The organism is Rhizobium sp. BK650 (assembly GCF_014195325.1).
Taxonomy (GTDB): domain Bacteria; phylum Pseudomonadota; class Alphaproteobacteria; order Rhizobiales; family Rhizobiaceae; genus Rhizobium.
The window spans coordinates 133,465-151,404 of sequence record NZ_JACIBK010000012.1 but is presented as its reverse complement, the minus strand read 5'-3'; the positions used below and the strand labels follow the sequence as shown (position 1 = coordinate 151,404).

Annotated in this window: 20 protein-coding genes; 11 read left to right on the top strand and 9 right to left on the bottom strand. The window is 59.7% G+C overall.

The genetic code is table 11. The features are described 5' to 3' along the window. Positions 1–8: 8 nt before the first annotated feature. The 4 genes from FHX15_RS24845 to FHX15_RS24830 all read left to right on the top strand — a co-directional run bounded on the left by FHX15_RS24845 (position 9) and on the right by FHX15_RS24830 (position 2,229). Positions 9–1,127 carry a mandelate racemase/muconate lactonizing enzyme family protein gene (locus FHX15_RS24845; protein ID WP_184401028.1) on the top strand — a complete coding sequence of 373 codons (1,119 nt, stop codon included), beginning with the start codon at positions 9–11 and terminating at the stop codon, positions 1,125–1,127. A 3-nt stretch (positions 1,128–1,130) separates the two neighbouring features. Beyond that, positions 1,131–1,460, top strand: coding sequence for an L-rhamnose mutarotase (locus tag FHX15_RS24840; protein WP_184401027.1), 330 nt, complete (start codon positions 1,131–1,133; stop codon positions 1,458–1,460). 104 nt (positions 1,461–1,564) lie between these two features. Then, positions 1,565–1,810: a FitA-like ribbon-helix-helix domain-containing protein gene (locus FHX15_RS24835; protein WP_184401026.1), complete on the top strand. Its 246-nt coding sequence runs from the start codon at positions 1,565–1,567 to the stop codon at positions 1,808–1,810. Continuing rightward, positions 1,807–2,229, top strand: a complete 423-nt coding sequence (locus tag FHX15_RS24830) for a type II toxin-antitoxin system VapC family toxin (protein WP_184401025.1) — start codon at positions 1,807–1,809, stop codon at positions 2,227–2,229. The genes FHX15_RS24835 and FHX15_RS24830 overlap by 4 nt, the downstream gene beginning before the upstream one ends. A gap of 173 nt (positions 2,230–2,402) precedes the next feature. On the opposite strand, the gene FHX15_RS24825 is transcribed toward FHX15_RS24830, so the two are convergent. From FHX15_RS24825 to FHX15_RS24800, 6 genes are all read right to left on the bottom strand, one after another. Next, positions 2,403–2,888 carry a hypothetical protein gene (locus FHX15_RS24825; RefSeq protein WP_246779066.1) on the bottom strand — a complete coding sequence of 162 codons (486 nt, stop codon included), beginning with the start codon at positions 2,886–2,888 and terminating at the stop codon, positions 2,403–2,405. A 275-nt stretch (positions 2,889–3,163) separates the two neighbouring features. Beyond that, positions 3,164–4,027, bottom strand: a complete 864-nt coding sequence (locus FHX15_RS24820; protein ID WP_184401024.1) for an HlyD family secretion protein — start codon at positions 4,025–4,027, stop codon at positions 3,164–3,166. Beyond that, positions 4,024–4,233 carry a DUF1656 domain-containing protein gene (locus FHX15_RS24815; protein ID WP_112542040.1) on the bottom strand — a complete coding sequence of 70 codons (210 nt, stop codon included), beginning with the start codon at positions 4,231–4,233 and terminating at the stop codon, positions 4,024–4,026. The genes FHX15_RS24820 and FHX15_RS24815 overlap by 4 nt, the downstream gene beginning before the upstream one ends. A gap of 5 nt (positions 4,234–4,238) precedes the next feature. Next, positions 4,239–6,308 carry an FUSC family protein gene (locus tag FHX15_RS24810; protein WP_184401023.1) on the bottom strand — a complete coding sequence of 690 codons (2,070 nt, stop codon included), beginning with the start codon at positions 6,306–6,308 and terminating at the stop codon, positions 4,239–4,241. Further along, positions 6,305–6,781, bottom strand: coding sequence for a MarR family winged helix-turn-helix transcriptional regulator (locus FHX15_RS24805; RefSeq protein ID WP_184401022.1), 477 nt, complete (start codon positions 6,779–6,781; stop codon positions 6,305–6,307). The genes FHX15_RS24810 and FHX15_RS24805 overlap by 4 nt, the downstream gene beginning before the upstream one ends. 91 nt (positions 6,782–6,872) lie before the next feature. Next, entirely contained in the window at positions 6,873–7,820 is a 948-nt protein-coding gene (locus tag FHX15_RS24800; protein WP_184401021.1) for a LysR substrate-binding domain-containing protein, read from the bottom strand. Between the two features lie 122 nt (positions 7,821–7,942). Between FHX15_RS24800 and FHX15_RS24795 the strand changes: the two genes are divergently transcribed. Continuing rightward, positions 7,943–8,575, top strand: coding sequence for a pyridoxamine 5'-phosphate oxidase family protein (locus FHX15_RS24795; RefSeq protein ID WP_184401020.1), 633 nt, complete (start codon positions 7,943–7,945; stop codon positions 8,573–8,575). Positions 8,576–8,902: 327 nt separating this feature from the next. Here FHX15_RS24795 and FHX15_RS24790 read toward each other — a convergent pair whose 3' ends face one another. Further along, entirely contained in the window at positions 8,903–9,175 is a 273-nt protein-coding gene (locus tag FHX15_RS24790; RefSeq protein WP_184401019.1) for an usg protein, read from the bottom strand. A 281-nt stretch (positions 9,176–9,456) separates the two neighbouring features. Between FHX15_RS24790 and groES the strand changes: the two genes are divergently transcribed. The 4 genes from groES (at position 9,457) to FHX15_RS24770 (ending at position 15,370) form a co-directional block, all read left to right on the top strand. Continuing rightward, positions 9,457–9,771, top strand: coding sequence for a co-chaperone GroES (gene groES / locus FHX15_RS24785; RefSeq protein WP_184401018.1), 315 nt, complete (start codon positions 9,457–9,459; stop codon positions 9,769–9,771). A gap of 55 nt (positions 9,772–9,826) precedes the next feature. Then, positions 9,827–11,455, top strand: a complete 1,629-nt coding sequence (gene groL, locus FHX15_RS24780) for a chaperonin GroEL (protein WP_184401017.1) — start codon at positions 9,827–9,829, stop codon at positions 11,453–11,455. 594 nt (positions 11,456–12,049) lie between these two features. Further along, a complete protein-coding gene (locus FHX15_RS24775) occupies positions 12,050–13,144 on the top strand; it encodes a glycosyltransferase family 4 protein (RefSeq protein ID WP_184401016.1) in 1,095 nt (364 codons plus the stop codon). Positions 13,145–13,159: 15 nt separating this feature from the next. Beyond that, a complete protein-coding gene (locus FHX15_RS24770) occupies positions 13,160–15,370 on the top strand; it encodes an amylo-alpha-1,6-glucosidase (RefSeq protein WP_184401015.1) in 2,211 nt (736 codons plus the stop codon). Between the two features lie 37 nt (positions 15,371–15,407). Here FHX15_RS24770 and FHX15_RS24765 read toward each other — a convergent pair whose 3' ends face one another. Continuing rightward, entirely contained in the window at positions 15,408–15,629 is a 222-nt protein-coding gene (locus tag FHX15_RS24765) for a hypothetical protein (RefSeq protein WP_184401014.1), read from the bottom strand. A 344-nt stretch (positions 15,630–15,973) separates the two neighbouring features. Here FHX15_RS24765 and FHX15_RS24760 point away from each other — a divergent pair, with 344 nt between their 5' ends. Beyond that, a complete protein-coding gene (locus FHX15_RS24760; protein WP_184401013.1) occupies positions 15,974–16,483 on the top strand; it encodes an Hsp20/alpha crystallin family protein in 510 nt (169 codons plus the stop codon). Between the two features lie 70 nt (positions 16,484–16,553). On the opposite strand, the gene FHX15_RS24755 is transcribed toward FHX15_RS24760, so the two are convergent. Beyond that, positions 16,554–16,964: a hypothetical protein gene (locus tag FHX15_RS24755; RefSeq protein WP_184401012.1), complete on the bottom strand. Its 411-nt coding sequence runs from the start codon at positions 16,962–16,964 to the stop codon at positions 16,554–16,556. Positions 16,965–17,174: 210 nt separating this feature from the next. Here FHX15_RS24755 and FHX15_RS24750 point away from each other — a divergent pair, with 210 nt between their 5' ends. Next, positions 17,175–17,729, top strand: a complete 555-nt coding sequence (locus FHX15_RS24750; RefSeq protein WP_184401011.1) for a hypothetical protein — start codon at positions 17,175–17,177, stop codon at positions 17,727–17,729. The last annotated feature ends 211 nt before the right edge of the window (positions 17,730–17,940 follow it).

The window sequence follows — 17,940 nt, the reverse complement described above, 5'->3', positions numbered from 1 at the left end:
GAGGAACCATGGCCCGCATTGAAAAGATCGAATTGCGCATGGTGGACCTGCCGCCGAAGGTGAAGCGCACCGATGCGATCCAGAGCTTCGTCAGCCAGGAAACGCCAATCGTCACCATCACCGATTCCGACGGGGCTTCCGGCACCGGTTATTCCTATACGATCGGGACAGGCGGTTCCTCCGTCATGCGGCTTCTCTCGGACCATCTGGCCCCGCTCCTGATCGGCGGGGATGCCGATTGCATCGAGGCGATCTGGCACAGGCTGGAATTTGCCACACATGCCACGACGATCGGTGCGATCACGGCGCTGGCACTTGCCGCCGTCGATACCGCGCTCTGGGATCTCAGGGCAAAGAAGCAGGGCCTGCCGCTCTGGAAACTTGCCGGCGGCGCCAAGGAAAGCTGCCCGCTCTATACGACCGAAGGCGGCTGGCTGCATATCGAGAAGGAAGCGCTCGTCGAAGACGCCCTGCAGGCAAAGGCCAAGGGCTTTTCCGGGTCGAAGGTGAAGATCGGCAAGCCGCACGGCGCCGAGGACTACGCCCGGGTATCAGCGATGCGTGCGGCGCTCGGCGATGGCTTCGAGATCATGACCGACTGCAACCAAGGCTTTAGCGTCGATGAAGTGATCCGCCGCGCAGAACGGCTGAGAGAGCTCGATCTCGCCTGGATCGAAGAGCCGTTGCCGGCCGACGATCTCGACGGCCATATCCGGCTGTCACGCTCGACCCCGACACCGATCGCCGTCGGTGAATCCCTTTATTCGATCCGGCATTTCCGCGAATATATGCAGAAGGGCGCCTGCTCGATCGTGCAGGTGGACGTCGCCCGCATCGGTGGCATCACGCCCTGGCTGAAGGTGGCACATGCGGCCGAAGCCTTCGATATCCCCGTCTGCCCGCATTTCCTGATGGAGTTGCATGTCAGCCTGGTCTGCGCCATCCAGAACGGCAAATATGTCGAATATATCCCGCAGCTGGAAGACCTGACGACCAAGGGCATGGAGATCCGAAACGGTCACGCTAGTGCCCCTTCCGAACCCGGCATCGGTATCGAATGGGATTGGGATGCCGTGAATGCCCGCAGCATCGCCGAGTTCACGACGGAAATTGCGCAAGGGCGGTAGAACATGCAGCGCATGGGCATGGTGATCGGCCTGGAGCCGGACAAGGTCGCAGACTACAAGGCGCTGCATGCCGCCGTCTGGCCGGAGATCCTGGCGCTGCTCTCGGCTTGCAACATCACCAACTATTCAATCTACCTGAAGGAGCCGGAAAACCTGCTGTTCGGCTACTGGGAATATGTCGGCGACGATTTCGAGGCCGATATGGCGAAGATGGCCGCCGATCCGAAAAACCAGGAATGGTGGGCCATCTGCATGCCCTGCCAGAAGCCGCTTGCAACGCGCAAGGAAGGCGAGTGGTGGGCAATGATGCCGGAGGTGTTTCATTTTGATTGAACTGACGTTGCCCGCGCGCTCGAAACAGTATGCTTCGCGAATGCGTTGAATTGTAATTCGGCCATCATTGCATTATATGCAATCAATGATATCAGGAGGCTTTTATGGCCAGCATGACCATCCGCAATATCGATGACGCGCTGAAACGGCGGCTGCGAATCCGGGCTGCGAGCCACGGTCGGTCCATGGAAGACGAAGCGCGCGACATTCTTCGATCGGCACTGGCCACCGGCGAGACGCCACGCAACCTTGTTCAATCCATTAGGGCGCGCGTTGCACCGACCGGTGGCGTTGACCTTGATATTCCAGCACGTGAGCCTATTCGTGACATGCCGGACTTCGAAAAGTGATCATCCTCGATACGAATGTTCTTTCCGAGCTGCTGGTGTCATCCCCGAGCCCAGCCGTCATCGACTGGTTGGCCGAGCAGGGCCGAGCTTCCGTATTCACGACGTCTATCACCGAGGCAGAAATCCTGTACGGCTTGCGGTTACTATCCGAAGGTCGTCGCCGTCGGGAGCTAGAGGCCGCAATACTACCGATCTTCATTGAGGATCTTGCAGGGCGTGTTCTACCTTTCGATCGCGAAGCAGCTGACGTCTATGCCACGATAGCGACCAGGCGGCGCGCTGCCGGTCGCCCAATCAGCCAATTTGATGCACAAATCGCAGCCATAACCTTATCTCGCGGCGCGTCGCTTGCGACGCGAAACGAAGCCGATTTCGAGAATATCGGCCTGGCGATCGTGAACCCATGGAAGGCAAGCTGATTTAAATAGGTGATCTCATCAGGGCCGGTGTCGGTCGGTAGCAAATTCTGCGACTAGGTCCGCCCTATTCTTGCTGATCATTCTCGTCGGTGTGGTGGTGCTGCTGGCGTCCGGCAGGCAAGATAATTGCCGGGCCGCATCGCGATTGCGACAGTTGTGTTTATTGAACCCGTTCAATTCGCTCTGTCGAAACCAAGCTCGAACCAATCCATCACATCCGGCGAAACAAGGTCTTTTTTCGATAGGCCATTCAGCATCCACTTGCGATAGCTATCGCCTTTGGATGGCCGTCCAATCTTCAAGCGCTCGGCAATCTGCAGAACAATGATGGTTTGATACCTCGAACTCAGGAGCAAAGGCAATCGGCTCGCGAGGCTCGTGCTGCTTCTCCTCTTTCCGTCGAGCACCCCGGCCACGCAACCGCTGAAATAGCCAGCTCTCTTCGCCCTTGGAAACCAGGTGCTGCCGTCGTCATAGGCGGGTGCACTCAGCATCTCGCGGATGGATTCATCCGGGTTGCCCCAATGGAGCACGGCGTCAAGCTGATCAACCACCGCAGCCGTTCTGTCGCTAGCGAACATGACGCGCATATATTGGCAAAGCGCCGGCGCGCCCCTGCTTCTTTCGATCTCGATACTCACGCCCTCCGGATCGGCCATGATCGCCGCACCGAGGTCATTGAGGATTTTTTCCCGTTTGTGCTCATTGAGAGCGGCGAGATCGCGCCTGTCCCGAATGAAGTCGTTACACGGAGACGGGCGGGCTCTGGGCCATTGTGGTGACCACCGATGACAGCAGCACGGCAGCGACAAGGACTGCGTGCCTGCGAGCGGATATTATCATTCTGCGAAGCCCCGGTGATTTCACCTTCGATCTGTTCAGCCTGCACTATTGTCCAGATTCGATGGCTAGGCGAGAGCATGGCGGCTTACGATTAGCTCTTATCCACCTCGACAGTCGCAGTCAGGCCGGCAATCAGCCTGACATCGTCCGGGACGCTGTCGATGCTGATGCGTACCGGCACGCGCTGGGCAAGACGCACCCAGCTGAAGGTCGGGTTGATATTGGCAAGCAGGCCGGCGCCGGCCGTGCGTTCGCGATCCTCGATGCCGGTCGCAATGCTTTCGACATGGCCGTCAAGGCTCTGCGAATGCCCCATCAGGTGGATGGAAACCTTATCGCCGGGGTGAATGCGCGGCAGCTTGGTTTCCTCGAAATAGCCCTCGACGCGCAGCGAATCCGTATCGATCAGCGCGATCTTGGCAGTGCCGGCGCTGACATAGTCTCCCGGTCGCAGGCTAAGATTGGAAACCGTGCCGTTGACCGTTGCCTTGATCTCGGAACGGTCGAGATTGAGCGCAGCGAGATCACGGTTGGCTTTCGCCTGTCGGAAGGCGGCCTCCGCCTGTTCTTCCGCCGTCTGCGCCTGTTCCTTCTGCTGCAGAGAGGCGGCGTCGCCGAGGCGGCCCTGACGCTCGCGCTCGCGATGCGCCTGGTCGAGGGCTGCCTTGCTGCTTTCAAGCGCTGCCTCAGACTGGGTGAGAGCGATCGCGAACCGTTCGCGATCAATGCGGAAAAGGACATCGCCTTTCCTGACCATCTGGTTGTCGGTAACGAGCACGTCGCTGACAAGGCCGGAAACATCAGGCGCGATCCCGACAACATCGGCGCGCAGGCGCGCATCGCGCGTCCAGGGTTCGTCCATGTAGTGGCCCCAGAGACCGCGGCCAACGAAGACGGCGGCGATGACAACGGCAAGGGTGACGATCAGGCGGCCAGTGAATTTCAGGGCGTTCATGCAAAGTACCAGCGTGTGATGGAGGAGACGGCTCCGAGGACGAGCACGTAAAGGGCAAGGTCGAAGAGACCGCGATGCCAGACGAGGGAATAGGCACCGAGCCAGGCAAGCATCCGTCTGACGACGATGATCAAGAGAAGGCTCAGCACCATGAGAACAAGGAGGCGTGGCACATAAACGCCGTAAACATCAAATTCTGCGGGCATGACAATTACTCAGCGGCAAGCGGTAGAAGTTGCGGCGCAGCCTCGGCCGCCTGCCAGCTTGCTGGCGGAGCTGCGTCAGGGAAAAGTGCGCGCCTGACACCGACAAGCGCGTCGATACTCTCGGCGTCGCGCATGTCGTCTTCAAGCGCGATGATCTTCAGGCTGTCGTCGATCGACTGGCGCAGGTCATCCTGCGGATCGATCGCCCGGCCGGCCTCGATACGGCCGTGGTAGAAATCGGCAATGCCGGAGAGAACAGCGCCGAGCGAAGCCGCACTCGCGCCACGCAGTTTCTTGCGCTCGTTCTGCAGCACTAGCACGTTGAAGCCGATGCGCACTTCGGCAAAGCCATCCACTTTCTTCAGTTCGCGATCCTCGACGACGGCAAGGCGCGGAACGAGCTGGCCGAGGCGATCGAGAATGCGGCCGGAGAGTTTTTCGTGATCGGCGCGGCGCTCGCCGGAAGCCGTATCGGAAAGATCGCTCCAGCCCGCCCGCACCAGGCGCCAGGCAGCAAGCTCTGCTCCGAAGGGGCGGGCAATCAGCGTCCAGACCAGGGCAAAGCCGATGCCGGCGAGGGCCGCGATCGCCTCATTGGTGAAGGTGGTGAAATCCGAGGCATAGCGATCCTGCAGCGCAATGAAGGAGGCGCTGTTCACGGTGAGCAGCATGGCGAGCATATTGAATTGCGGCTTCGGGATCATCAGGCCGAGCAGCAGGAAAGGCGGAGCAAAGACCAGAACCAGCAGCTCATAGCTGTTGACCATCGGCAGGATGCCGAAAATGTAGACGAAGGCGATGACGAGGCTGACGCCGCACCAGATGAACATCGAGGTGATGAAGGGGGCCGGCCGATCGAGCGCGGCGAAGAAGGAGCAGGCAACGGCCGCCATGGTGACGAAACCAGCGCCATTCTGCCAGCCGCTGTAGATCCAGAATAGGCAGGCGACGAGAATGCCGGCAACGACGGCGCCCGCCTGGAAGGCGAGCAGCGCATAATCGAAATGCCTGATACGGCCGACGATCTGGCGATGACGGAAGGCCAGCCGCCAGGGACCGGAATGTCTGCCGCTGACGATTTCGTCGCGCAGCGTCAGGCAATCCTGCCAGAGATCGACGATCTCCTTCAGACGCGCCAGCGCGCTCGACAAAAGCAGGTCGCTCCAGCGGCGGTCCGGATCGGTCTCGCGCAGGCTTTCGATCTGCCGCACCAGTTTTTCGGCCGTATCGTCAGCCTGCGATTTCGCGCCGCGGCCCAACCAGTCGGCAACCTCGTTCAAAAGGCAGACCAGGTCTTTTGGGAGCGTCTCGCCTTCGGCCCGCAGGGCATGAAGCCGGTCGGCAAGCGAGGAGAAGAGCGGCAGAAGCATCAGGAGACGACCACGCAATTCGCGCGAATGGCGTACGATATCGCGGCTGCCGGCATCATAGCCGAGCTGGCTGATGATGAGATCGAGGCCGGTGACGTCAGCTGCCAGTTTCTGCCGCTTCAGGGGTGTCGCCGGTGTGGCGCCCTCGCCGCGCAGAATATCGTTTGCCCAGCTCCCGGCATCGTCGAGCCAAGTGGAGATGCGCTGGCCGAGCACGCTGCGCACGCTGGTCGGGAAGACGACTACGCTGACGAGGCTGGCGCAGACGATGCCGATGATGATCTCTTCCGAGCGGGCGAGCGCCGTATCGAAGATGGCTTCGGGCGAACCGACCGACGGCAGAGCGATCAGCGGCAGGGAATAGCCTGCCAGCATGAAGACATAGCTGCGCGAGGATCGGTCCAGCATCGAAATGAAGAGCAGCGTGCCGGTCCAGAGCGCGATGACAATGCTCAAGAGCTCCGGCGCGTTGACGAAGAGCGGCACGAAGAAGACGGCAGCACTTGCCCCAAGCAGGGTGCCGAGCGCGCGATAAAGCCCCTTGGAGCTGGTCGCACCTGCAAGCGGATTGGCAACGACATAGACGGCCGCCATCGCCCAATAAGGCCGTGGCAGATCGAGGGACAACGCAATGAGAAGGGCAAGGATGGAAGCGAGAAAGGCCTTGGCCGAGAAGAGCCAGTCCCGCCAGGAGGGAAGGGTCACGGCGTCTCCTCGAGCTGCTGGCTTACCCCCGCAATCTGCGACGGGCTGATCTCTTCGAAGGCAGCGAGGACGCGCACCGCCGCTTCGAGATCGCCTTCACTGACATCAGCGAGGATCCTGCCGCGCAGGTCGTCGAGAACGGCTTCCATGCGGGTTGCGAGGCTCTGGCCCTCCTCCGTAAGCCAGAGACCTTTTGCCCGCCTGTCGATCGGGTCGTCCTTGCGCACCACGAGCTCAAGCGCTTCCAGCTGGTCGAGCAGCCTCACCAGCGACGGCCCTTCGATGCCGACATGATTGGCCAGCACGATCTGACGTACGCCGCCGCCGAGACGTCCGATCCACAATAGCGGCGCCGCGCAGGCTTCCGAAATGCCGTGGGAACGCAGCGCAAAATCCACCGCCCGGCGCCAGTTGCGGCCGGTCGACAAAAGGTTCGCGGTGAAAACGCGCTGCAGGGACGCGAGCGATTGCATGGGGGTTTTAATAGCATCAAAATAGTTAGGATTCAAACGATATTTTGCCGAATGCAAATGTCACTGGTATGGAGCTGTCCGCAGAGCGGCGTCACGAGGACTGTGGTGCGGCGTTCCCCTGTTGCGATGAGGATTGGAGGGCGGCGATGCTCGCTCGCAGGCGAGGTCCTGCGAAATCGAGGAAGTGACGCATCTTCAGCGGCATCTGCCCACGAGCGAGATGGATGAGGTGGATGGGCGCCGGTTCGAGTTCGAAATCCTCGAGCACCAGCCTCAGTGCTCCTGCCGAAACGTCTTGCGCCACCTGATAATAGAGCAGTCGGGTGACGCCGGCACCGCGGATTGCGGCCTCCGCAGCCGCTTCCGTCGTCGTGACGGAAAGCCGCGGCGTGACTGCCACTTCGATTGGTTTGCCGACGGCGGACTTCCGAAACTGCCAGCCTGAATACGGGCTCAGCACTTCAACGCCGATGCAGGGTAGATCCAGGAGATCGGCCGGCTCCTTCGGCACGCCGCGACTGGCAAACAGACCAGGACTGCCGCAAACCACCCGGCGAACCGAGCCGACGCGTGTTGCGACCATGGCGCTATCGGGCAGATTGCCGATCCGCACTGCCATGTCGACATGCTCCTCGACGAGATCGATATTCCTGTCCGTCAGCATCATCCGCACGTTGATAGCTGGAAAGGCATCCAGGAAGTCGGTCACGACAGGCAGCACATGAAGGCGGCCGAACTGCACGGGCGCGGTGATCACCAACTCGCCCTTCGGCATGGCGAATTCTCCGGATGCCTGACGCTCGGCCTCTTCGACTTGCTCGAGAATGCGCCTTGCAGCCTCGACATAGGTGGCGCCTGCATCCGTCAGGGCGATCTTCCGGGTGGTACGGGTCAGGAGCTTGGTTCCCAGCACTGCTTCCAGCTCCGTGATCTTGCGGCTCAACGTCGGCAGGGGGACCTTCAACGACCGGCCCGCCGCAGACAGGCTTCCCCTGTCCACCACCTCCAACAGCATCGACATGGCTTCAAAGCGATCCATACTCTTCCATTTTCCGGTAGAGTTACTTCCGTCTGGAGCGTATTCTCTTTGTCGGTGAAAATCGACACATTCTTCTCATCAAGCCAATCACAGCGACTTGTAACCGTGAGGAGATAGACGCCATGTCCTATGGATTTCTCGACATAGCCTCAACGCCCAGTGTGCGGGCTGCGCAGGCAGAAATGGGCGTTCAGGACTTCTGGACAGGTCTGCCGGCTGATCGCAGCTTCGATCGCTTCACTGAAAACGAGGGTGCCTTCATCGCCTCCCGCGACAGCTTCTACATCGCCTCCGTTTCCGAGACCGGTTGGCCCTATGTCCAGCACCGCGGCGGCCCACAGGGCTTTTTGAAGGTGATCGACGACCGCACGCTTGCCTTTGCGGACTATCGTGGCAACAGACAGTACATCAGCACCGGCAATCTCGCAGCCAATGACAAGGTATGTCTGTTCCTGATGGATTATCCTCACCGCGCGCGGCTGAAGATCTATGCGCATGCAGAAAAGCTTGCGCTCGACGCCGATCCGGCACTTACCGAGCTGCTGGTCACCCCGTCCTACCGTGCAAAGCCGGAGCGCCTCTTTCGCCTGCGCCTCCAAGCCTTCGACTGGAACTGCCCGCAGCACATCACACCGCGCTACAGTGAGGCGGAAATCGCGGTTGCCGTCCAGCCGCTTCGCCAGCGTCTGGCCGAAGTCGAAAAAGAAAATGCCGCCTTGCGGGCACAGGTTGCAAGTAATGAAGATAGGAACTAAATGTCAGCTATTGTGCGGTGGCCGCCGAATCGATGCTCATATCGAGCGGCTCGGCGGGCGCCCTCGCCGGCAGCGTTGGATCATGCCGCGCCCCGTGGGTCACTCGCTTTTCTTCGCGGTCAGCATTCCGTTTTCTCGTGCGCAGTTCCTTCAAGAACGCGCGCGATATCAACAAAAACCTCTTCCCGCTCCTCGATGCTAAGGTCTTTGATCGTCTTGATTTTCTCTTCCATTTCAGTCTCGCTCTAAACAGAGGTGTGATGCCGACCGAGCTCATCGAGCCTCGCGCGGAAAGACCTAGGAACAGAAAATCTCTGTTTCAAGACATCAGTGGAGCCTGAACTCGCCTTCGACGCGGTGCCATTGGTTGGGTCCGATCAGGCGCTGATGGGTATAGCGGACGGAATGGAGCGGGCCTTCGAGGGTAGTCTGCCAGAAGTCCAGGAACTTGTGCATCTCAGGAAAATCGGGAGCCAGGTCGTAATCCTGCCAGACATAGGTCTGCAGCACCGATTCGAAGTCGGGAATGCGGTAGAGGATGTGTGCTGTGGTCAGTCCATAGCCGTTCAGTTGCCGTTCCAGATCCGATGAAAATTGCATGCTTCATCTCCAATTCATGACACTGCGAAGGTGGCGTAAAATTGAGTCGCCATCAACGGACTATCAACGTCGCCGGCCAATTTATTGTTCCTTTCCAGGGTGTTAGCAGCAACATGTCATGAGTGCTAATTTTTTTGGGTCACCCTCTTGAAATAAAAAAACCGCGAAACCAGATCATTTCGCGCAAGACGCTCGAGAGAGGTCTTTGGCACCCGCCCGGACTGGTCATCCGGTTCGGTGAGGGGAACAACGTCATTATTGTTTGTCCATCGGAGGAAAACATGTCGTTCCGACCGCTTCATGATCGCATTCTCGTCCGCCGGCTCGATTCGGAAGAAAAGACCAAGGGCGGCATCATCATTCCCGACACCGCCAAGGAAAAACCGCAAGAGGGTGAAGTTGTCGCCGTCGGCCCCGGCGCGCGCAACGATGCTGGGCAAATCCAGGCGCTCGACGTCAAAGTTGGCGATCGCATTCTGTTCGGCAAATGGTCCGGCACCGAGATCAAGCTCAATGGCGAGGAGCTGCTGATCATGAAGGAAAGCGATGTCATGGGCATCATCGAGGCTGAGGCCGAGCAGAAAAAAGCCGCCTGAGCTCTCCACCACCAAACCATCAGTCAGATAGCTGCCTATTGAAGGAGTGAAAGAAATGGCTGCGAAAGACGTCAAATTCCATACCGACGCCCGTGATCGCATGCTGCGAGGGGTCGATGTCCTTGCCAACGCGGTAAAGGTAACCCTTGGCCCGAAGGGCCGCAACGTCGTTATCGACAAGTCCTTTGGCGCGCCGCGCATCACCAAGGACGGCGTTTCGGTCGCCAAGGAAATCGAACTCGAAGACAAGTTCGAAAACATGGGCGCCCAGATGTTGCGCGAAGTTGCTTCCAAGACCAACGATCTTGCCGGTGACGGCACAACGACGGCGACCGTGCTTGCCCAGGCAATCGTCAAGGAAGGGGCGAAAGCCGTTGCCTCGGGCATGAACCCGATGGACCTGAAACGTGGCATCGATCTTGCCGTCGATGCGGTCGTCAAGGAACTGAAGACCAACGCCCGCAAAATCACCAGCAATTCCGAGATAGCCCAGGTCGGTACGATCTCCGCCAACGGCGATGCCGAGATCGGCCGTTTTCTCGCTGAGGCCATGGAAAAGGTCGGCAACGAAGGCGTGATCACCGTCGAAGAAGCCAAGACCGCCGAAACCGAACTCGAGGTCGTCGAAGGCATGCAATTCGACCGCGGCTACCTCAGCCCCTACTTCGTCACCAATCAGGACAAGATGCGGGTCGAATTCGAGGATCCCTACATCCTCATTCACGAGAAGAAGCTGTCCAATCTGCAGTCCATGCTCCCGGTTCTCGAAGCCGTCGTCCAATCCGGCAAGCCGCTCCTCATCATTGCTGAAGATGTCGAAGGCGAGGCTCTTGCGACCCTCGTCGTCAACAAGCTGCGCGGCGGCCTGAAGATTGCTGCCGTCAAGGCTCCGGGCTTCGGCGACCGCCGCAAGGCCATGCTCGAAGACATCGCCATCCTCACGGGCGGCACTGTCATCTCCGAGGACCTCGGCATCAAGCTCGAAAACGTCACGCTCGACATGCTTGGCCGCGCCAAGAAGGTGGCGATCGAGAAGGAGAATACGACCATCATCGACGGCGTCGGATCGAAGGCCGACATCGACGGTCGCGTTGCCCAGATCAAGGCCCAGATCGAAGAAACCACTTCCGACTACGACCGCGAAAAGCTGCAGGAGCGTCTTGCCAAGCTTGCCGGCGGCGTTGCCGTCATCCGCGTCGGCGGCTCGACGGAAGTCGAAGTGAAGGAGAAGAAGGACCGTGTCGACGACGCTCTGCATGCAACCCGGGCAGCTGTCGAGGAGGGTATCCTGCCGGGCGGCGGCGTAGCTCTGCTGCGTGCCGTCAAGGCGCTCGACGGCCTGCCGACTGCCAACGACGATCAGCGCGTGGGCGTCGACATCGTCCGCCGCGCGATCGAATCGCCGGCCCGCCAGATCGCCGAAAACGCCGGCGCCGAAGGGTCGGTGGTCGTCGGCAAGCTGCGTGAGAAGGCCGATTTTTCATACGGCTGGAATGCCCAGACCGGCGAATATGGCGATCTCTACGCGCAAGGCGTCATCGACCCCGCCAAGGTCGTGCGCACCGCTCTGCAGGACGCTGCTTCGGTTGCCGGCCTGTTAGTGACGACGGAAGCCATGATTGCCGAAAAGCCGAAGAAAGAGGCTGCTCCGGCAATGCCTGCCGGCGCCGGCATGGACTTCTAAAGCGATTGTGGAGGTCCGCGCCGCCTGCCCGGGCGGACCTCCAACATCCATCATCGAAACCAACCAAGTTCCATCGGTCAGGATCAATGGAGCCGGGCTTTGAGAAAGGAAAACTTCAATAGTTCGACTGCGGATGAAGTCATAGCCGCAATCTCTGCCGCCCATCTTCCTCATCCCGCCATGCATGGCGAAACTCGTGACGAGGTGTTTGCCGCCCACGACCTCGGCAATGATGTCAAACGGGCCGTACCCGCTTCATGGGCATCCGACATATCTATGATCGAATCCCTAACGGCTCCTCGACTTGATCCGGGGGCTAAGGCGATTTCCTATGACGATGCGATCGAGACGCTGAAGACAGCGGACAAGAACGATCGGCGATCTCAATATTCATCCCATTCCTTCAATGTTCAAAGGCTCCGTGGGGGGAACCCGCCGCGAGTTCGCGGGTTAAGCCTGTGCAGCTATCGGAAAGGAGGATGTCGCCGACAATCATTCCAGATCTAGACATCCTATCTGACCGCGGCGTGCCTTTAAGGACGCAGAGGCGGTTCTTTCCCAAGGACTCTTTGCTCAATTGAGGAGGTTTTGTCGATGAAGATCGCTCAGATCGCACCGCTCGCCGAAAGCGTTCCGCCCAAGCTTTACGGGGGAACCGAGCGGATTGTCTCCTATCTCACCGAAGAACTTGTCGCCCAGGGCCATGACGTGACGCTTTTTGCCAGCGGCGATTCCGTCACCACCGCTAAGCTGGTGGCGTGCTCGGACGTTGCGCTCAGGCTCAACCCGGCGGTCAGGGACCATCTACCGCATCAGCTCGCGATGCTGGAGGAGATCCGCCGGCGCGCGCATGAGTTCGACGTCCTGCATTTCCATATCGATCTCCTGCATTTCCCGCTGATCGGGGACTTTGTCGACCGCACGGTCACCACGGTGCATGGGCGTCTCGACCTGCCCGATCTCAAGCCCTTCTACAAGACCTTTGCCGATATTCCGCTCGTGTCGATCTCCAACGATCAGCGTCGACCGATGCCGCCGGTCAATTGGTCCGGAACAGTGTATCATGGTCTGCCTTGCGACCTGCTGCCCTTCACGGAAAAGCCCAAAGGCAATTATCTGGCCTTCCTCGGTCGCATATCTCCTGAAAAGCGGCCCGACCGTGCCATCCAGATCGCCGCAAAGGTCGGCATGCCGCTGAAAATGGCAGCCAAGATCGACAACGCCGACAAGGCCTATTGGGAAACTGTCATCGAGCCGATGGTCAAGAGCCATCCGAATGTCGAATTCATCGGCGAGATCAACGAGCATCAGAAGGCTGCCTTCCTCGGCAATGCAGGCGCATTGCTCTTCCCGATTGACTGGCCGGAACCGTTCGGGCTTGTTATGATCGAATCCATGGCCTGCGGCACACCTGTTGTCGCGTTCCGCTGCGGTTCTGCTCCTGAAGTGGTCGACGAGGGCGTCTCCGGCGTACTGGTCGACAGTGTTCAGGAAGCCGCCGAAAATATCGAATGGCTGCTGCGGCTCGATCGTCGCAAGGTCCGGCGAGCTTTCGAGGAGCGTTTCACAGCGCAGCGCATGGCACGGGATTATCTCTGCATCTATCGCAATCTGCCGGGCGTTCGCACCAGAGCCGCGCCTGTTCGCAGGGTGAACACTCAGTCGCTTGACCTGAAAGTCGTCGCCTAACCACACCGAGGAGCCATGTCGATGGTTTCAACAGGCAGTCATCCGGCCACTGCATTGGCGAGCCCGGCAGCGCCGGTTGCACAGTACCTCATTCCTGCTGCCGCATCTCTACAAGAGAGGCGGCCCCGCACCTTAAAGCACGGCGACACCTTTGCCGTCTTCGATCACAATGGCGATGTGCTTTCCGGGCTGGGTAGCCCGGAAGGCCTGTTTCATCTCGATACGCGATATCTTTCCCACCTGTACTTGACGATCAACGGCAAGCGGCCGATGCTGCTGTCGTCCACATTGCGCGACGACAACGCCACCTTAAGGTGCGACCTGACCAATCCCGATCACTTCGACGACAAGGGCAAGCTCACTCTTGGCCACGACTTGATCCATCTGCGCAGGACCCGCTTCCTCTGGAACGCGTGCTGCTATGAGCGGTTGACAGTCAGGAACTACGACGAGCGACCGCAGCATGTCCGGATCGAGATGGGATTTGGGGCGGATTTCGCCGATCTCTTCGAGGTCCGGGGAACGGTGAGGGCCAGGAGGGGACGCCATCTTCCCGCCATTACCGAGCAGGATGCGATCCTGCTCTCCTATATTGGTTTGGACAACCGAAGACGGTCGACGCGGCTGTCCTTCGATCCGCAGCCGGATGAACTTGGCAGCGATCACGCCGTCTATGACCTCCACCTGGCACCCCACGAAACCCGGTCGCTCTTCATCGAGATCGGTTGCGACCAGACGGCAACCCGGCGCCGGGGCTATCGCTCTTTTTTCTTTGCCCTGCGGGATGCCCGCCGGGCGTTGCGGGCGTCGTCCTCGCGCGCCGCATCGATCGTCACGTCCAATGAGATCTTTAACGAGGTCGCGCGGCGCAGCGTCTCCGACCTTTACATGCTGGTGACCGATAAGCCGGAAGGCCCCTATCCCTATGCGGGCATCCCCTGGTTCAGTACGGTCTTCGGCCGCGACGCCATCATTACCGCCCTTGAGGTGCTTTGGCTCGATCCGAAGATCGCACGCGGCGTTCTTGGGCATCTGGCAATCAATCAGGCGACGGATGTCGATCCATCCTCGGACGCCGAGCCGGGGAAAATCCTGCATGAAGTACGCGCCGGAGAAATGGCCGAACTCCGAGAGGTTCCTTTCCGGCGCTACTACGGCAGCATCGATTCGACACCCTTGTTCGTGATGCTCGCCGGCGAATATCTCAATCGAACCGGCGATCTTGCGACGATCGAACGTCTTCTGCCGCATATCGAGGCGGCGCTTACCTGGATCGACGAGTATGGCGACCGGGACGGCGACGGCTTCGTCGAATATGGGCGCTTGACCGAAGAAGGCCTGGTCAATCAGGCCTGGAAGGACAGTCACGATTCCATCTTTCATGCCGACGGCGCATTGGCGAAGGGACCGATTGCCATTGCCGAGGTTCAGGCCTATGTCTATGGCGCCTGGCAGGCGGCAGCCGAAATCTTCCGGCTGCTCAACCGCCCGGAGCAGGCTGCAAGCTTCCTTGCCCGGGCAGAAGGGTTGCGCCGCGCTTTCGACGCGGCCTTTTTCGATGAGGAGCTCGGCACCTATGTGCTGGCGCTCGATGCAGACAAGCAGGCTTGCAGGGTCCGCTCCTCGAACGCCGGCCATGCCTTGTTTACCGGCATCGCCTATCCAGAGAGGGTCAAACAGGTGGCCCGCACGCTGATGAGCGCCTCCTCCTTCAGTGGCTGGGGCATCCGCACCATCCCCTCGACCGAGGCGCGCTACAATCCCATGAGCTATCACAACGGCTCAATCTGGCCGCATGACAATGCCATGATTGCGAGCGGGCTTGCCCGCTACGGTTATCGCGCTGAGGCCGCCCGGATCTTCGAGGGCCTTTTTGCGGCATCGACCTATATCGAGCTACGCCGGCTTCCCGAACTTTTCTGCGGGTTTGCGCGTCGGCGTGCACAAGGGCCGACCTTCTATCCTGTTGCCTGCTCTCCACAGGCCTGGGCAGCCGCAGCACCGCTCTTCCTGCTGCAATCCTGCCTCGGGCTCGATTTCGATCCGCGCGCCCTGCAGATCAGCTTCAACGAGCCGCTGTTGCCCTCTTTCCTCGATGAGGTGATTTTACGCAATCTCGATATAGGCAACGGTTCGGCCGACGTTGCCATCCGCCGCTCCGGCCGCCAAGTCATGGTCGATGTCGTCGAACGCAGGGGCAACGTTCGAGTGCTCACAACGGTATAGAGAACCTCGATTTTGGGACGGCTCAGTATCTGCGTTCCTATTGCGGCTCCTCTTCGTCCGAAGTCAAAAGGTCAACCAGGGCGGCGACCCTGCCGCTCGCCAGGCGCCGCCCCTCGCCTATCAAGGCCTCGTCATTGTTGACCCATGCAAATGCCTCTGCGAGCTCGGCCTGTGTTGCACCGGTCGCAATGACCTCGGCCACAAGTGTATGATCGACAGGCCCAAGGATGGCGATGACCTCGTGTGAAGTCATTGTCATGTCCATTCCTCCTCTCTCTACCTCCGCCTGAACCTAGTGAGGCTGCTGGAAAGTTCAATTTTTCGTCGGTAAGTTTCCGCCCCTTGAATCCACAAGTCGCTGAATTATATCAATATTGTCGGTTGCCCGATAGTCCTGACTGCGGTCAGGAGGCGCCGTTTTGCTGGCGTTCTTGTATCGATGCTGCTGGCGAGGCGGATATGGCCGTGAGGGCAACCCTCTCTTCCCGGTTCCGGTCAAGCGTCTTCCACCAGCGAGAAATGTCGAGGTGGTTGTGCCCCGGCAGGTGGAGGCTTTACCAATGGAACCAAAAGAAAGGAGAAAATCACAGAAAGGAGAAAACCATGAGTGTCCGTGATCTGATACCGTGGGGCCGTGATAACGGCAACCACGTTTCAAGTCTCTTGCGCGATGACGACCGTGATCCTTTCCTGTCGCTGCATCGCGAGGTGAACCGGCTGTTCGACGACGTCTTGCGCGGTTTTGGCTCTGGCCTGCCCTCCTTCGGCAGCCGCAGCGCTTTCAGCGCCGGGTGGCCGAGCGTCGAGATCTCCGACACCGACAAGGAGATCAAGGTGACTGCCGAAGTGCCCGGCCTTGAGGAGAAGGATATCGAGGTCCTGCTGAACGACGGCGTGCTGACACTGAAAGGCGAGAAGCGGTCCGAGGCCGCGGATAAGGAGCGTCAGTTCTCAGAGCGTTATTACGGCCGTTTTGAACGGCGCGTCCCGCTCGGCGTCGAGGTCAAGGAAGACCAGGTCGATGCCCGCTTCAAGAACGGAGTGCTGACGGTGACCTTGCCGAAGAGCGAGAAGGCGCAGTCGCAGGTCAAGCGCATCGCCATCAAGAGCTGATCAAAAACGAGGACGCTGCCGCCAATTGGCGGGCAGCGTCTTCGGCTATCCGCGAGCCTGCGTCCTTGTCTCAGTCGGAAACCGTTACATCGATCCAGCGTCCAGTCCCTTGGCTGCCATAGATGTCGACATCAATCCAGACATTGCCGCGGACGATCATTGCCGCAGCTTCTCGGGTCATGGTCCCGTTGCGCAGCATTGCTTCCATTGATTGACGGTTGGCGGGATCGGCAAAGAAGGAGTCCGACCCGCCTTCATTGTCACGAATACCGTACTGATGGAAATTCGCCCGATCCTGGCGGATGATCTGCCAAGGCTGGGTGAGCCTCGTACCTTTCGAATTGAAGAGATCGGCCTCGCCGATATAGGCGCGGTAGTGTTCGATGGGGCGGTTCGTATGCGTGGCCGTCACGCTCGACTGGGCAAGCGCAGGTGCGCCGACAATCAGGACGCTAACTGCGATCAAGATAAGTTTTTTCATGGCGATCCTCTCGCCGCATGGATATTGCCAGTTGACGATCTTTGCCAGAGGCAAGGCCCAGGATGGTTAACGCAGGCGAGGCAGCTTCTTGCCGCCATCGCAAGAACCACGCCAAGCTCTGGGGCTTCGGCCATGATTTCTCCCTTTTCATTGCAATGCTAAGGTGGATGGTCCCGGCACGAAACATCCGGGGGGCATTGGGGCTGACATATGGCAAGCAAGCGCAGGATCAGAGACTGCCTCTCGACGGCGATCTTTATTGCCGGCCTTGCGGGCGTTGCGGCGGCCAACCAACCGGATCCGTTTGGTCAATTCAGCCAACGTTGCCTCGGGCGGGGATCCGATTTTGAGCGCACCGTCGCCGCTGCGAAGGAGCGGGACTGGCCGGCTCTTGCAACCGACATGACCGCCAGCCTCACACCGGTGGAAAATCCGGTCGCGCTGGAAGGCTGGAACCTGACCGCGGAAGGAGATGGCTCATTCGAGGCCCTCGTCGTCGCGCGGGCGTCGGTCGGCGACAGCAAAGTGGAAAGCTGCACCATGGCCTTTGCGGAAATCGACGCCGCCGCCTTTGAGCATCGCCTCGTCGATGAGACGCACGCCAAGGCGTCCGGCACGAAGAATGGTCAGGGGCGCATCAGGAAATTCTTCGAGGCGTCGTCATCCGAGCGCAGGCAAGCGATCACCCTCGACCTGCCCCTCTATCCGAACGGAAGCGACGAAGTCGTCGTCAGCGTCGTCTCGGAGCAGCAGATCGAAAACTGATCAGATGATCGGTTTTGCCCTCGGGTCGCTGGTGGGACTGTCGGCTGCGCGACAGTTTGGCGATCCGCCCCCGGCTGTGGAAATTTCGGCAAGGCAGGATCGCGAGCGGGCAGATGCCTCAGAAATCCCGCCAACCTTGTTACTCCTGTGTATCGCCCGCCAAGGCTTAGACTCCTCGACGATCATCAGGGAACCCCTCCTGATGGCACGA

What these genes read in the sequence shown, in the direction of transcription:
- FHX15_RS24845 (WP_184401028.1), top strand. Translation starts at nt 9, where the DNA reads ATGGCCCGCATTGAAAAGATCGAATTGCGCATGGTGGACCTGCCGCCG.
- FHX15_RS24840 (WP_184401027.1), top strand. Translation starts at nt 1,131, where the DNA reads ATGCAGCGCATGGGCATGGTGATCGGCCTGGAGCCGGACAAGGTCGCA.
- FHX15_RS24835 (WP_184401026.1), top strand. Translation starts at nt 1,565, where the DNA reads ATGGCCAGCATGACCATCCGCAATATCGATGACGCGCTGAAACGGCGG.
- FHX15_RS24825 (WP_246779066.1), bottom strand. Translation starts at nt 2,888, where the DNA reads ATGGCCGATCCGGAGGGCGTGAGTATCGAGATCGAAAGAAGCAGGGGC.
- FHX15_RS24820 (WP_184401024.1), bottom strand. Translation starts at nt 4,027, where the DNA reads ATGAACGCCCTGAAATTCACTGGCCGCCTGATCGTCACCCTTGCCGTT.
- FHX15_RS24815 (WP_112542040.1), bottom strand. Translation starts at nt 4,233, where the DNA reads ATGCCCGCAGAATTTGATGTTTACGGCGTTTATGTGCCACGCCTCCTT.
- FHX15_RS24805 (WP_184401022.1), bottom strand. Translation starts at nt 6,781, where the DNA reads ATGCAATCGCTCGCGTCCCTGCAGCGCGTTTTCACCGCGAACCTTTTG.
- FHX15_RS24800 (WP_184401021.1), bottom strand. Translation starts at nt 7,820, where the DNA reads ATGGATCGCTTTGAAGCCATGTCGATGCTGTTGGAGGTGGTGGACAGG.
- FHX15_RS24795 (WP_184401020.1), top strand. Translation starts at nt 7,943, where the DNA reads ATGTCCTATGGATTTCTCGACATAGCCTCAACGCCCAGTGTGCGGGCT.
- FHX15_RS24790 (WP_184401019.1), bottom strand. Translation starts at nt 9,175, where the DNA reads ATGCAATTTTCATCGGATCTGGAACGGCAACTGAACGGCTATGGACTG.
- groES (WP_184401018.1), top strand. Translation starts at nt 9,457, where the DNA reads ATGTCGTTCCGACCGCTTCATGATCGCATTCTCGTCCGCCGGCTCGAT.
- groL (WP_184401017.1), top strand. Translation starts at nt 9,827, where the DNA reads ATGGCTGCGAAAGACGTCAAATTCCATACCGACGCCCGTGATCGCATG.
- FHX15_RS24775 (WP_184401016.1), top strand. Translation starts at nt 12,050, where the DNA reads ATGAAGATCGCTCAGATCGCACCGCTCGCCGAAAGCGTTCCGCCCAAG.
- FHX15_RS24770 (WP_184401015.1), top strand. Translation starts at nt 13,160, where the DNA reads ATGTCGATGGTTTCAACAGGCAGTCATCCGGCCACTGCATTGGCGAGC.
- FHX15_RS24765 (WP_184401014.1), bottom strand. Translation starts at nt 15,629, where the DNA reads ATGACAATGACTTCACACGAGGTCATCGCCATCCTTGGGCCTGTCGAT.
- FHX15_RS24760 (WP_184401013.1), top strand. Translation starts at nt 15,974, where the DNA reads ATGAGTGTCCGTGATCTGATACCGTGGGGCCGTGATAACGGCAACCAC.
- FHX15_RS24755 (WP_184401012.1), bottom strand. Translation starts at nt 16,964, where the DNA reads ATGAAAAAACTTATCTTGATCGCAGTTAGCGTCCTGATTGTCGGCGCA.
- FHX15_RS24750 (WP_184401011.1), top strand. Translation starts at nt 17,175, where the DNA reads ATGGCAAGCAAGCGCAGGATCAGAGACTGCCTCTCGACGGCGATCTTT.